This window comes from Glaciecola sp. XM2 (assembly GCF_018595715.1).
Classification (GTDB): Bacteria; Pseudomonadota; Gammaproteobacteria; order Enterobacterales; family Alteromonadaceae; genus Glaciecola.
Genome location: NZ_JAHEOJ010000020.1, coordinates 357,925 through 372,771, shown reverse-complemented (window position 1 = coordinate 372,771; position 14,847 = coordinate 357,925). Strand labels below are relative to the sequence as shown.

The window sequence follows — 14,847 nt, the reverse complement described above, 5'->3', positions numbered from 1 at the left end:
AGACAATGTGACGATAAACCAAACTTTAGGTAATAATTGCAAAGACAAAACTTTACGAGGTGATATTTTCTGGAAAAGGAATTCAGTATAGAAAAAAAATGCCCTACTGATATCAGTAGGGCATTAATTTAGCTAACTATGAAGCAGACTTAGAATCTAAATCTAACACCCACTTTATACATAGTGCCGAGCACATCGTAGTTACTTGGGAACGTGTTACCACCGTTAGAAGAAGTATCGCCTACTTCCCCACCCACTACTGGCGGCTCTTCGTCAGTAAGATTATCAATACCTGCAGATACAGTAAGATAATCAGTTACAGCATAGCTTGCAAACACATCAATGTAGTTATAAGCATCAATAGATCTGAAAGGTTCAAATACACTTGGTTGTTCGCTTGGCAACAACTCAACCGAACCGATATGACGCAAGAATAACGACACGCTTAAATCTTGGTAGTTCCATGTTACACGCTGATTCAAACGGAAATCTGAAATTGGGTCACAGCTAGTACCGTAAAAACCACTACAGTCCAATACTGGCGTTGCAGCTGAGCTTTGAGACTCTTGAGTGAGGTACTTGTTAATGTTACCTTGAACCGAAATATCACCCATTTCGCCCAAGGAGAATACTGCGTTGTAACCAATTTCAATACCTTCGGCTTGCAAGTAATCTAAGTTAGTTGTGAATGTATCGATACCCGCCAAGTCACCTGTTAAGTCACCACCTTGACGTTTAATTTTCGCACACTCTGCAGCATCCCCTAGCACATAACAGCCGTCTAATACTTCTTGAGGGCTGAATGAACCGATAACATCAGTAATTTCAATATCGTAGTAATCAACAGATATGGTCAAGCTTTCTGCAAAATCAACTCTTGGTGAATATACAAAACCAGCCGTAAATGTATCAGCTTCTTCTGGGTTAGGCGGAGTATTTGGATCACTACCAGAGAAGGTGTTGACCTGACCAGAGATTATATCTGGAACATTACCTACCAAGCCTGCTGTCATACCAGTAGAGATACATAATGCTGCGAGTTCTGCTGAAATGTTAGAGTTTGCAACTGAGCAAGGATCGATCGTTGCATCACCTAATCCGCGGACTACCGGTGAGCTTAGCTCGCCAACGTTAGGTGCGCGGTTCGCTTTTTGTGCCATCACACGAACCAGAAGCTCCTCAACGGGTCTCCAGTTAACCCCTAGCTTCCATGAATCAGTGCTACCAAAACTTGAGTAATCTGACGTTCTGTAACCAAACTCAAGATTCAAGCTATCAATAAAATCCATATCTTCTACAAGTGGTAATAAACCTTCCACAAAGAATTCATCCACTGAGTAACCGCCGCTGATTGGCAACACGTTGCCACCTGCACCACCCAAGCAACTTGCTGGAGCCAGTTTCAAACACTCATCAGGGTTAATGAAAGACGTTTCCTCACGTTTCTCAAAACCGGCACTGAATGCAAATGGGCTGCTAGCAGTGGGCATAACGAACTCTTCAACCGTACCCGATACGAATGCAGTCATAATTTCTTGCTCGTAGGAGTCTTGTTGGAAGGCCGTTGCACCCGCGTAAGCCGCCATCTCTGGTGTGATGGTGCCGAAGCCACCAAATAAATCGATAGGTACACACGCCGAATCACCATTAGCACAGTTAATTCCATCACGTGTATCGAGTGCGTTTTGAACGTTAGTGAGGTTAGTGTAGCCCGCGTCAACGTTCAGACGGTTAGATTCACCATATTGATAAGACAATTCGTAATCTAAGTTATCTGTGATTGCTCCTCTTACACCCAAATTCATCTGCCATAAATCAGCATCGATACTAGTTGACCGAGGGCCTAACTCAAGCGTACGACGTCTCAAACGAACACCTAATGTATCCTCAGTGTCTACAACGCCGTTAGCGTTAGTGTCAATCCAACGACCGCCGTTTTCTGAATCTAGTAATACCCCTGCAATGCGTTGTTCATTAGCAGTGTCGATAACCGTATTTAATGCAGATGCACCAATTAATGGGTTATACAGTGGCAAGTTAAAGCTAGCACCAAATGTACCTGAAGGTGCGATTTGTTGCCTAACGGTAGTATTGGTAAAGTTAAATGATGAGAACACTTCAGCATGTTCGTTAATTTCATAATTTGCTTTAGCTGTAACTGAATACTTTTCCGAAGGCGTTTGATAATAGTTGAAAGGGTTAAAGTTAAAGCGGCTACATTCAGTGCCTAAAGTACCGTCATTTCTAAATTGGAATGAACCTGCAGAACCTGCACCCAAAATTTCAAAGCGGGTAGGAATAGAAGTTGTGGAACCACTACCCTGAACAAAATCTACTGCTCCAGGTGCTTGGCAGTCTGTTGGGGGTAACACTGCTGGCTCACCAGCTAAGAACTCGTTAAAACCTGCACCGCTGCCAGAGTCAATCCCAATTAGACCAAGAGGACGGTCTCCGAGTAAAACCGGTTTACGATCTAAATACCCAAAAGAAATAACCGCGTTACCTTTACCATCGGCAAAGTTGCTACCTACGGTCAGGTTAAGGTTGAATCTATCACCGTCTGACTCGTTCGTTTGTTGGTAGTTAGACTCTATTTCGACGCCTTCAAAATCGTCTTTTAATATAACGTTTACCGCACCGGCAATAGCGTCTGAACCATAAACCGCTGATGCACCACCGGTAACGATGTCAATACGCTTGATAAGTGCAGAGGGTATAGCAGCAGTATCTACCTGTCCATTCACGTTGAAAGGTGTCATACGTTTGCCATCTAGTAGCACCAAACTACGCTGCGCACCCAAACCACGCAGTGAAATCGTCGCTGCACCGGCCGTACCGTTATTAACGTTACCACCGTCTGCTGGGACAATACCTGGCTGCAAACGCATTATTCTTTCAAATTCTGGTTCTTGTAAAAATTCTATTGCAGCCTCATCAATCGTTGTAATGGGTGATGAAGATGCCAGTTCTGCTGCCGTAATACGACTACCCGTAATCGATATTTTCTCTACGGCCGCCTCATCGTCAGCTGAGGCACTTTGTGCGAATGAAACATTGGTTGTAGCGGCTGATACAGCAACACCACAAACCAACGCTAAACGAATTGACTTCGCTAGTTTTGTGTTTATTAACATTATGTTCTCCCTAGAACGTTTTGGTGATCGTTTTTTGTGTGTTCTATTTCCCTATTTAAGTATAAGTAAATATACACACTTATCTTTATTCATTTCTGATGATAATCCTTCCTAACATAAGGTGCAAGATATGGATACAAAAGTTTACTTTGTTGTCTATTCTTGTACACATTACGCTATTTAAAGTGAAGGAGTCGTAATGTAGCTAAACTAGTAAAAATGCACCCTGGTACATCTAAATTTCATATAAATAAAGCATTTAAGGGAAAGCAGATATGACGAAACTTAATTATCGGCTTAAATTTAAGTAAATCTGTGATAGCGTGTACTTATAAGTTTACGGGTATTCATGAGCCTACCTGTCCACATTTATTGGAAATATGTGCTCTTCCGACACATGTTTACGAGTGTTTAAGATGGTAAAAAAATTTAAAGGCGGAGTTTTTAATGCTGAGATTGTTTGACGTATTCATCACTGCTTTTGCTGTGCTTTGCCTGAGCGCTTGCCAGAATATTCATCAATCGCCCGTTATTATTGACATCAATACATTACTGCTTGAAGAGCCATTTTCTGGCTACAAAGAGGTTGTGATCGAAACACCTTCACAAATTTTTGCTCTGAATGCGGCTGCCGAAACCTTTGTAACTAAACAATTAATGCCTATTGATGATCAGAGTGAACGTATGCAGGCGCTAGTGCAATACATCTTTGACCGAACTGACTTTAATCTGCTATACAAGACGCACGCCAACACCGTTGCAAGTGAGACCTTTGAAAACAGGGCCGCTAATTGTCTATCGCTTACCATTATGACCTATGCGCTAGCATCGTCGGCAGAACTGTCAGTGAACTTTCAGGAAGTTGTTATCCCTGAGTACTGGACACGTCAAGATGGATATAGTGTTCTGAATGGTCATATCAATTTAAAGTTTTATCAAAAAAATAAACTAGGCAAATTTACCGTCGCAAGTCCAAGCATCGAAGTTGATTTTGACCCCTTGTCACCAAAAGAGCACTTTCCAGCTCGCAAAATCGACAAGGCACGAGTTATTGCTATGTTTTATAACAACAAAGCCGCTGAAGCATTGGTTGACAAGAATTATGTGCGAGCGTTTGCCTATTTAAATGCTTCACTACGAACCGACGATAGGTTTGTATCTAGTTTAAATAACCTTGGGATTTTATATCGAATTATCGGAAATTTTGTGCAAGCTGAAACTACCTATAAAACAGCAATCCGCATTAATCGAGACTACCTGCAACTGCAGGAGAACCTCGCATATCTCTATGCGTCTCAGGGGCGTTTTGCTGAACATCGCAAATTGCTAGAAAAGGTTGAGGAAAAAAGAAAACTGAATCCATACTATCATTTCAACTTAGGGCAACAAGCCAATGATAAAAGGAAGTTTCAACAAGCTATTAAGCATTTTCGGGAAGCCGTTGCGCTGGATGATGACAAGCATGAGTTTTACTTCGGCCTAGCCACCGCGTACGCCGAAATGGGCGACTTTACGAACACTAGGCGTTTTCTTCAAAAAGCCGAACGTACAGTTAAATTTGATGACTGGAAAAGTCGTTATCAGGGAAAACTCGCTTTACTTGACTAATATGGCTAGGCCACTGAATTAGTGCCCACCTAGTGTTGTTTAGTGTATTGCACATTATAAATGTTGACACTAATATTAACGAATCCGCCTTACCTGCGTTTTTCTATTTATGCCCTCTTTTGATAAAAAGTAAGACGTGAATGCACCCTTTGAGATAATGACCGTATCACCTAGTTTTACGCGAAGTCCTGTATTGGAAGATTCTCGCCATGTTTGGCCATTACTAAAGGTAAAGGTGCGAATCTTGTTACGATTTTCCGATATATTGGTAACGGTAAACGCTACCTCGTCGGGCGTTGACGTTGACTGACCTTTGAGTTGTTCCGCACCAAATAAGTCTTCTGGACTAGGTACGCTGTTAATGGCACTTTTTACGCTCTCTTCAGGCACAGACTTTATATTGCTTACTACTTCAGCATTTAGCGGAATGGAGATTGCTGCTAGCGCTTCGTCAGCCGATTTAATAACGCCACTATTGCCTGAATTGGCGGAAGGATGCTGCGTATCTTGTTCAAATACTTTATTTGTGACTACATCTATATTATCAGGTGCTATTGGGTGAACGCTCACCACGTTTTGCCTTGGTTTGGGTACTACTTTTTTAGCCGCAGAAGATAAAAAAATTCCATCATAACAAGCTAGGCGTTGCATGGGATCGCTTATTAGCGAGCAGGCTTCCGGAGTGTCAGCGTGCGTGTTAGCTGTTACAAGGGAAGAAAAAATAAGGACAAATTTTGTTACGAGCAGTTTTTGCATTACGCCTCACAGCTTTTTGAATCAAAGTTCATGATTATCAACTTAAAAATAGATTATCACTTTCCTACATGAATGTTAAAGAAGCTTTTTGAACACTATAACGATAGACATATAGTTTTCATTTCTTATGAAAATAACATCCAGACCTATCATCCAGCACTTACTTCAAAGATGCATTCAAACAGCACTCAAAATTACAACATGCACGCATTTTATTGAATTAAACAACGTCTGTGTAGCAAATATTTTGTAGGTTTGTTTTGTGGCTTATTGCAATACCAAAACGAACGTTACATGAATTTTAAGACTGCCTTTGCGCCAACAAACGTTTTTGAAACGAGTGATAAGCAAACCGTCTAACTCATTTCTGATTTTTTTGGCCAGCCCGCGAACGCGGCCCATACCAAGGGTCCCAGATCGCTTCACGACTTGATATATCCGGCATCACTTCCATAAAGACCATGTAATCTTCGTTGTACTCAGGGGCGCTCCATACGTGCAAACGCTGCGCATTGATGGTTGGATAAGTATATACACGCCCATCAATGAGCCCAGCTCGCGCTTCACCAACTTCACCTACAATGGTGATTAATCGGTCATGCTCAAATATGGAAGTATCTTCATTGGTCGCGATGATGGCTTTAAATCGACCTTTTCCGTATTCGCTGATAACTGGGCGCCCACTTTTACTCTGGTCAAGATACAGCACATCGAGAATCGCTACACCGTCTTGTCTTTGAATATCGACAATCATCCCGCCCCATCGGGCTTCAGCGCCTACATGACTCGGGTCAATGGGTTTGCTGATAAGCTCCTCGAACGAGACCAAGGCATCGGGGTTATGCACTTGTATTTCGTCTGGGACAATCGTACATCCACAAAGCCCTAACAAAGCAATGGCTAAAATGCTCCACACTTTCATTTATCTACTCCACAATACGCCAACAGTATTAGCGTCTGAACTTCTAAATAGTGTTATCGCAATTTGTTTGTGTGTCAATCATTACCCACTGATCACACAGCTTTGCATGTAAAGGTTTAGCTTGGTATTTTTATAGACACCAATAAACAAAGCGATTACATTCAAACAAGTTGGTGGGTGCCTTTAGGAGAGATTATGCGCTCTTTTACTTCGTTTCGTTTTTGCATTTTTTTATTATGCTTGGTGTCAGCACAGGCCATAGCTAACAACACAGTGGAGTCATCGCTCCCTAAAGGAAAACACCAGTTCACCTTTTCACAATGGGCGGTTACTCCACTTGAAGTTTGGGCTTACACACCCTCTGAATATAACAACAACAGTAAAGTCTTGTTCGTGATGCACGGAACAAACCGTGATGCAGATAGGTATAGAGACGAGTGGACTGCCCTTGCCGAGCAACACAACTTATTGCTCATTGCCGCTCAATTTACCAAAGAGAACTTTCCTCGCTCCCTCGCTTATAATCTTGGAAATGTCTTTGCCACAACAGAATTCAAACAAGTAAACCCCAAAGAAAAATGGGCTTTCTCAGCCATCGAGCCACTGTTTGACTATGTAAAAACCAAGTATTCTAATCAATCCACTGACTATTTGCTGTACGGGCATTCTGCTGGCTCGCAGTTTGTGCATCGTTTTATCTTTTTTGTGCCTCAGGCGCGGGTATCAAAAATTGTGACCGCTAATGCCGGGTGGTATACACGTCCCGATTTTACGATTGATTTTCCATATGGCCTCAACAATACACCGGTTACTGAAAATGATTTACTGGCAGCCTTGCAAAAACCTGTAGTGGTTTTGTTAGGAGAAGCAGATAACGATCCTGAGCATCCTAGCTTGAGGCGAGCGGCGCCGGCAATGGCGCAGGGGCCGCATCGTCTGGCCCGAGGTTACTATTTTTACGCGCAGGCAAAACAACTGGCAGAAAAACACAACATACCATTTAACTGGCAACTAACCACCGTGCCTGAAGTGGGGCATCAGAACGGATTGATGGCACACGCGGCCATTGTGAGTTTACTCAATTAAATTAAATGAAGCCTTTAGCGGCACCGTCACGCCTCTTAGGGTATCGGTAAAATCAACATACACGGTCCATTTGCCGAACGGGTCGCCTTCTTCACCTATGTATTTAACCACCATCTGGCTAAGGAATATTGTTTTAGGGTCAACCGTAATGATGCCATTTGCACAGGGAATATTGCTTTGGTCTAACGACATCGTTCCGTCTGGCCGTTCAACCCGGATATCACACACAATTTCAAAATAGGCTTCATCATTAAGCTTAGGGTTGGCAAAAAACGGGAGGATAGTTAAGTCATCGCCAATTCTGACTTCGTCTGCTGAGCTGAAGTATGGAACGTGCTCCGCGGGCGTATTCCATTTTGCTTCCCAGTCTTTGTCGGGAGTGACTAGTAGCCAAGCACCAAACCCACCAATGCTTTTTTGACTGTCAGTACTCGGTGCGGGTGAGCCATCTTCCAATAGCCAGCTGAAATCATCGTCGGCCAGAGCTAACGTGGAAAAAAGCATTAATATGGAGCATAGAGTGATTTTCATAACATTCCTTGTTTGCAAAGTGGTCAATCTAAATTAGGTTGGTGAGTTTTATAACATAACCATATACGAAAAGGCATCCTGCCCTGCGCATTACAGCGTGTTGACGCCAAAGATAAAGGTCAGCGCAAAGAAGAAAATAATCGAAAAGCCAGCACCTGCCGGAAGGGTCACGACCCAAGACACCACGATGCTACGAATGATTTTTGCATTAAGCGCAGCAACGCCCTGCACAATCCCCACACCCAAAACAGCGCCTACGAGCGTTTGCGTGGTGGATATAGGTAAGCCTGTGCCAGACGCAACTAAGACCGTTGTGGCTGCCGCAAGCTCAGCAGCAAAGCCTTTACTAGGCGTAAGGTGCGTAATGCCAGAGCCGATGGTTTTCATTACTCTGTGACCGAATATAGCCAAGCCCAAGACAATGCCAAAGCCGCCTAACGGAAGTATCCACCAAGCCAGAGGAGAGTTATCTAAAATTAAACCGTCGTTAGACACTACACTCACTACAGCAGCAAGTGGGCCGATTGCATTAGCAACATCGTTTGAACCATGCGCAAATGCCATACAGCATGCGGTAAGCACCATCAAAACAGCGAACACACGCTCTACTTTGACTTGTTGCTGCTCTGCGGTAAGTTGGTCGTGCTCCGACTTATAAACATCGTTCTTTTTGTTCACTTTACGGATAACGATTGCGCCAATGAAAGCGACTGCAAGACCAATGCTTACGGCCAGTAGGTAGCCTTGAGCGGTCGGCAAGCCAAGACCAACGTGTTGCAATCCCTTCTTAATGGTGACCAAAGACATGATAAAACCAGCTAGGCCCATATAAATAGGTACGTATCTCACCGCGTAAACAAGAGGGTGGTCGCGATCAAATATAAGGCGTTTTGCGCTCAAGAAAATACCAATAGCAATCATTGCAGAAATAGCAGGTGTTACCACCCAGCTCGCAACAATACCTCCAATTTTGGACCATTCTACCGCTTCGGTACTCACGCCAACCGCGGTAAACCCAACAATTGCGCCAACGATGGAATGCGTCGTCGAAACAGGCCAACCATAATAAGAGGCGATTAACAGCCAAGTACCTGCCGCAAGTAATGAAGCTATCATGCCTAGCACGAGTAATTCAGGAACGCCTTGGAAGTATCCGGCATCAATAATGCCTTTGCGGATGGTGCTGGTCACTTCACCGCCGGCTAAGTATGCGCCAGCGAATTCAAATACCATAGCAATGAGGATGGCTTGTTTGAGCGTAATAGCTTTTGCGCCTACCGACGTGCCCATAGCGTTGGCGACGTCATTGGCACCGATTCCCCATGCCATAAAAAAACCGAAGCTAGCTGCCAATATAACCAATATTAGGCTATAGCTTTGAAAAATATCCATCAGGGAGGTTGCCTATCTCGAAGAATTCGTCAGTCAGACTATGACGCGCAAAAATATAAACGCTATTGGAAGGTTGCGCAACCAGATACATCGAATAATCCGACTATAATCTCAGTAAAAAGAGTAAGTAACTCTATTTTAAGTATTTATTTCAGTAACTTTTTTACCGTTTTCTTCATCGAAGAGCTATTCATGTCTCTGCCATAGGTTAAATAAATAACATATTCACAAATGTTTTTGCAGCGGTCGCCAATACGCTCAAAGGCGCGTATTGCCCAAAGCACATCCATCCACTGATTAATATCCCCCGGATTCAGTTGGATTTCAGCTGCCGTTTGCTCGAGCACCTTTTTGTACACCCGGTCGATATCTTTATCTTGCTGATGAGCTAAAATTGCTGCTTTATCGTCTTGCCGAGCAAAAGCATCAAAGGTCGCCCGCATCATCGCTACGTTGCGGTTGCCAATATCCAACATGCCGCCAAACACTAACTCTGAATCAGGGATCTTATTTAAAGTAACTAAGCGCGCGACTCTGGCAATTTCATCACCAATGCGCTCTAAGTCAGTGGCAGTTTTAGACACTGTCATAATCAAACGTAAATCACCAGCAGTTGGGTTGCGCTTGGCGATAATGCGCATACACTCTTGCTCAACTTGTGTTTCCATGACATCGACTTTGCTGTCGTTAAGCGACACGCGCTCAGCAAGTGACGGCGCCTTTTCCTGCAAAGCGACTAATGTGTTGACCAATTGCTGCTCAATCACCCCGCCCATGGTCAAAACCGAATGCTTAAGATTTTCAAGCTCTTGGTTAAACTTGGCTGAAATATGAGTATTAAGTTGAAGTTGCCTACGCATCGCCATTATTCGCTCTTTAGCCGTAACGGCCGGTAATATAATCTTCGGTTTGTTGTTTTGCTGGCATGGTAAAAAGCGAGTCACTGTCAGAAAACTCAATTAACTCACCGTTGTGCATAAACGCCGCATAGTCAGAAACACGCGCTGCTTGTTGCATATTGTGTGTCACCACCACCAAGGTACACTGTTTTTTAAGCTCATTAATGAGCTCTTCAATATACAAAGTTGTCAATGGATCGAGCGCAGAAGTGGGCTCATCCAGCAGTAAAATTTCTGGCTCTAAGGCTAGTGCCCTGGCAATCATTAAGCGTTGCTGCTGTCCGCCAGACAGAATCATAGCGGAGTCAAATAAACGGTCTCTCACCTCTTCCCAAAGCGCGGCGTTTTTCAATGCTCGCTCAACGCTATCATCTAGCTTACGGCGGTTCGTTTCGCCCTGAATGCGCAACCCAAAGCACACATTTTCGTAAATACTCATAGGAAAGGGGTTGGGACGCTGAAACACCATGCCAATTTGAGTACGCAAGCGCGAGATGCGCTCTTTGCGATTATAAATATCCCGGTCGTTAATCCATACTTCACCAGAACACTGATGGTTGCGGTTGAGCTCGTTCATGCGATTAAAACTGTTGAGCAGCGTAGTTTTACCGCAACCGCTTTGCCCAATTAACGCCGTAATTTTGTTTTTAGGGATGCGGATGTTGATGTTATTTAAAACGAGCTTACCATTGAGATGCACACACAGATCGCGCACATCAATGCCCGTTTGCGCCTTTGAAATCTCATCAACCGAGAGTATTTCTCGTTCAAATAGTTTTAACATGCTGCTTTCATGCCTGTGTCGGTTCCTTGCTTACACTCGTTCATATTTATCTCGTAAACGATGGCGAAACATAATCGCGGAAATATTCAGTAAAAATACGATGATTAGTAATAACATACAAGTCGCAAACATTAAGGATGAGGACTGAGTTTCGGTTTGATTATGAAATGCACCGTCATAAATAAATACCCCTAAATGCATAAACTGCCTTTCTAAATGCACAAACGGAAACTCACCATCAATGGGAAGGTTAGGTGCAAACTTCACCGCACCTACCAAAATTAAAGGTGCCACCTCTCCTGCTGCGCGCGCAATCGCCAAAATCACCCCTGTGAGCATACCTGGGCTTGCCATCGGCACGACGACACGCATAATTGTTTCGAACTTGGTTGCACCTAGGGCATAACTGCCCGCTCGCAGACCAGTTGGCACACGCTTAAGCCCCTCCTCCGCCGACACAATCACCACGGGCAATGTTAACAAACCCATAGTCAAACTTGCCCACAGTAGTCCAGGCGTACCAAAAGTCGGTGAAGGTAAGGTATTTGAGTAAAGTAGCTCATCGATGGAGCCCCCCAAGGTATAGACAAAAAAGCCCAAACCAAACACCCCATAAACGACTGACGGTACCGCAGCCATATTACTGATGCCAATTCGGATAAGGCCGGTTAAACGGTTGTCTGGTGCATATTCATGTAAGTATATTGCCGACACGATTCCAAAGGGCGCTACCGCAACTGCCATCAAAATCACCATAAGAATGGTGCCAAAAATAGCCGGGAAGACACCTCCGGTTGTTGAGGCTTGCTTAGGCTTATCGGATACAAACTGCCATATTTTTGAGAATGTAAAGCCAATCTTATCTGTCAGCGTGAGTTGATTAGGCTGATAAAGATAATCTAAATCATTCAATGCGATACTGATCAAATCGCCATCGGCTTGTTTAAATTGCATGCGATACTTTTGAATTTGGCGATCTAACTCAAATACGTGGGCTTGCCAACGATTGAAGTTAAGCATAAGCGCGTCTCTTGCTGGCGCGTCTGTGGCTACGCCACTCCTATCTAACTGCGCAATGCGCTCGTGAAGGTCTTTTAAACGCCCCTCCTGTGCTTCTTGAAGGCTAATTTGTAACAACGCAACGGTATCTCGCAGATTATCGAGCTCACTTAAAGGAAGGGCAGGCTCGTCCATCGACGATAGGGCATAAAACTGACCAAAATGTACACGCCCAGAATCCAGTACGACTTGATACACCTCTTCTGCTAACTGCACACTTACCTCTGGGGTATTTTCAGGCTCAGCCAAAAACTGTCCTAGGTAGCGACTGTCAAACTGTGCTTTGACATTTTCAAGACTAAGCGCACTGGTTTGATAAAAGACTTCTTCACGGGCATCTGCAAAGGTGATAGACACTTTGTATGCGGATTTAGGTACAAAATATTGGCTACCTTGGAAGGCGATAAAAATAACCATGGACACCAAAAATATCAGCATGATGGACGCACATAGCAAACTCGCTGTCTCTGATAAGGCTTGCCGATAGTTAAGTTGAAACTGCCTAAGCATGCTGATCACCCGCTTGCAGGCGGCGTTTAAGCACCGCAGCGATAGTATTGATAACAAAGGTGAATGCAAACAAAATAGCCGCGGTTAAAAACAAGATATGATAATGCGCAGTGCCTATGCTCGACTCTTGTAGCTCTATGGCTAAATTAGACGTTAAAGCGCGCAAACCAGAAAGCAGATCCCAGTCAGCAATAGGCGTATTGCCGGTTACCATCAGTACTATCATCGTCTCACCGAACGCGCGCCCTAAACCCAACATAATAGCTGAAATAATGCTAGGTAGCGCAACCACCAGCACGACTCTAGTAAGTGTTTGTAACTCAGTGGCTCCTAATGCAAAAGATGCTTGTTTAACCCCCTCGGGCACTTCAAACAAGGCATCATCGACCAGTGAGTAGATGGTGGGTGCCACAGCAATGCCTAACGCCAATGCGACGACGATTGTTGTTTTAGTAATAGTGATTTGCGCTAACCAATTGCCTAACCAAGAATCTGCACTTTGCATCGCAAAGGTTTGCAGCAACATACTGCCTTGGAAAATGCCCACCACCAGCAGCAGCACCGTGACAGATACAATGAATAAATAATATCGGCGCACAGTATGATAGATGGCTGTTTGAGTAAATACTCCATGCACAACCGCTAGCGTGATCACTATTAACGGTGTACAAACTAAGAGGATGAGTAAAGCAAGCAATGAGCGTTCGGCAAAAGGTGCCAGCCACACTGCGGCTACAAAGCCTATGATTACAGAAGGAATAGCTTCAACCATTTCAATACTTGGCTTAACCCAATTGCGGACTTTACTAGAGGAAAAATAAGCAGTGTATATCGCGGCACCTAACGCAAGCGGAATAGCGACAAACAGCGCTAAGATACTTGCTTTGAGGCTTCCGATAATGAGCGGAACAAGAGAGAATTTAGGTTCAGCAAATACTGCCGACTGACTGGTTTGCCAGATATATTCCGCTTGCGTATAGCCTGTGTATTGCACCGGTGAAAACAAGCTACTCCACGTTGTGACGCCTACGGTATTAGCAACGTTATAAACGTGTAGTTTGTCCTTGCTTACTAAGTACAGAGTATTGTTATACCAATGCAGCGCTTGAGACGAAATGCCGATATTACGCGTAGTAACAACCTCATTTGTCGCACTGTTAAAGATATATAAGCGATCACCTGCATCTGCAGCGATACCAATCAATGTTTGGCGATCAAACTGCACGGATATTAAGGGGTCTTCTTTTAACCCAACCAATAATCCTGCGTTTACATAGGCAAACTTACCGTCAATATTTGCATTTCGCCAGACTAAGGTTTGCCCTTTATTTGTGCTTACATATACCGTCCGCTGATTGGGCGATAACAGCACCTGTTCAACATTGGTCTCTTCGCTGGTGAAAATTTGTACAACACTTCCCTGTTGATTGATTAGCTGAGCTTGTCCATCTCGCTCAATAATGACGCGATCAAACCTTACCACAGGCACAAACATAGAAGTTTGCTCAACGCGCAACGTTTGCACGTTCGATAAAGTATTTAATTGTGTCCAAATGGATAAGTAATGGGAGTTATCAATGACCGAATACAGCACTACTTTGTTGCGATATTTATCTAACTTCCAATGTAAGTTTTCGCGCCCATGTGTTTCGAGTAAATCTTTGTAATTTGGGATCACAAATGAAGAGACCAAACGCCGCTTGATATCACTCCCCGTCTGAAACAAACCAAATAGCTCCACCAGACCATCACTGCGAATCAATCCATAGTGCGAATCATGGCTGCCATTATTTGGCATTTCGACGATGACCGAGGAGCACGGGTGCGCGAATGTGGCAAGCGGCTCCAATGCAGCCTCGCCGATATTATGCACAACAACCTCACATTGCCCTTTTGATAAAAGCGTAGTTTGGTCCCCCAACTCTTGAATCGACAGTAAGTTGTCGGTTGACTCCATGGCCAGTGTTTGATCAAAGGAAATAGTAGGTTTGTTTAAAAGCGGATAGGCATTGCTAAGAATGTGCATGATCAACAACAAAAACATCACTAGCACCATCAAACCAAAAACAGTCACAACACGTCTAGCAATTGCATCAGTGATAAATCGCTTTTTGTCTGATTGTGCAGATGGATTTGGTTGCATAGGGACTGTTTTGGTTTATGATT

General features: G+C 43.8%; 11 protein-coding genes. 2 read left to right on the top strand and 9 right to left on the bottom strand.

The features are described 5' to 3' along the window. Positions 1-149 precede the first annotated feature (149 nt). On the bottom strand, positions 150-3,134 hold the full coding sequence (locus tag KJ365_RS06255) for a TonB-dependent receptor plug domain-containing protein (protein ID WP_214450765.1): 2,985 nt from the start codon (positions 3,132-3,134) through the stop codon (positions 150-152). 447 nt (positions 3,135-3,581) lie between these two features. On the opposite strand from KJ365_RS06255, the gene KJ365_RS06250 reads away from it, so the two are divergent. Next, a complete protein-coding gene (locus KJ365_RS06250) occupies positions 3,582-4,742 on the top strand; it encodes a tetratricopeptide repeat protein (RefSeq protein WP_214450764.1) in 1,161 nt (386 codons plus the stop codon). 75 nt (positions 4,743-4,817) lie between these two features. On the opposite strand, the gene KJ365_RS06245 is transcribed toward KJ365_RS06250, so the two are convergent. Together KJ365_RS06245 and KJ365_RS06240 are read right to left on the bottom strand one after the other, a co-directional pair. Then, positions 4,818-5,393, bottom strand: coding sequence for a hypothetical protein (locus tag KJ365_RS06245; protein ID WP_214450763.1), 576 nt, complete (start codon positions 5,391-5,393; stop codon positions 4,818-4,820). A gap of 466 nt (positions 5,394-5,859) precedes the next feature. After that, complete coding sequence (locus KJ365_RS06240; RefSeq protein ID WP_214450762.1) at positions 5,860-6,420, bottom strand: Slp family lipoprotein; 561 nt, start codon at positions 6,418-6,420, stop codon at positions 5,860-5,862. 195 nt (positions 6,421-6,615) lie between these two features. Here KJ365_RS06240 and KJ365_RS06235 point away from each other — a divergent pair, with 195 nt between their 5' ends. Next, on the top strand, positions 6,616-7,506 hold the full coding sequence (locus KJ365_RS06235; protein WP_214450761.1) for a hypothetical protein: 891 nt from the start codon (positions 6,616-6,618) through the stop codon (positions 7,504-7,506). Here KJ365_RS06235 and KJ365_RS06230 read toward each other — a convergent pair. The 6 genes from KJ365_RS06230 to KJ365_RS06205 form a co-directional block, all read right to left on the bottom strand. Then, entirely contained in the window at positions 7,495-8,037 is a 543-nt protein-coding gene (locus KJ365_RS06230) for a hypothetical protein (RefSeq protein ID WP_214450760.1), read from the bottom strand. The genes KJ365_RS06235 and KJ365_RS06230 overlap by 12 nt on opposite strands. 90 nt (positions 8,038-8,127) lie before the next feature. Next, positions 8,128-9,429: an inorganic phosphate transporter gene (locus KJ365_RS06225; RefSeq protein WP_214450759.1), complete on the bottom strand. Its 1,302-nt coding sequence runs from the start codon at positions 9,427-9,429 to the stop codon at positions 8,128-8,130. Between the two features lie 146 nt (positions 9,430-9,575). Further along, on the bottom strand, positions 9,576-10,289 hold the full coding sequence (gene phoU / locus KJ365_RS06220) for a phosphate signaling complex protein PhoU (protein WP_214451306.1): 714 nt from the start codon (positions 10,287-10,289) through the stop codon (positions 9,576-9,578). A gap of 16 nt (positions 10,290-10,305) precedes the next feature. Continuing rightward, positions 10,306-11,112 carry a phosphate ABC transporter ATP-binding protein PstB gene (pstB, locus tag KJ365_RS06215; protein WP_214450758.1) on the bottom strand — a complete coding sequence of 269 codons (807 nt, stop codon included), beginning with the start codon at positions 11,110-11,112 and terminating at the stop codon, positions 10,306-10,308. Positions 11,113-11,142: 30 nt separating this feature from the next. Then, positions 11,143-12,681, bottom strand: a complete 1,539-nt coding sequence (gene pstA, locus KJ365_RS06210; RefSeq protein WP_214450757.1) for a phosphate ABC transporter permease PstA — start codon at positions 12,679-12,681, stop codon at positions 11,143-11,145. Beyond that, positions 12,674-14,824: an ABC transporter permease subunit gene (locus tag KJ365_RS06205; protein WP_214450756.1), complete on the bottom strand. Its 2,151-nt coding sequence runs from the start codon at positions 14,822-14,824 to the stop codon at positions 12,674-12,676. Before KJ365_RS06205 ends, pstA begins: the two co-directional genes overlap by 8 nt. Positions 14,825-14,847 lie beyond the last annotated feature (23 nt).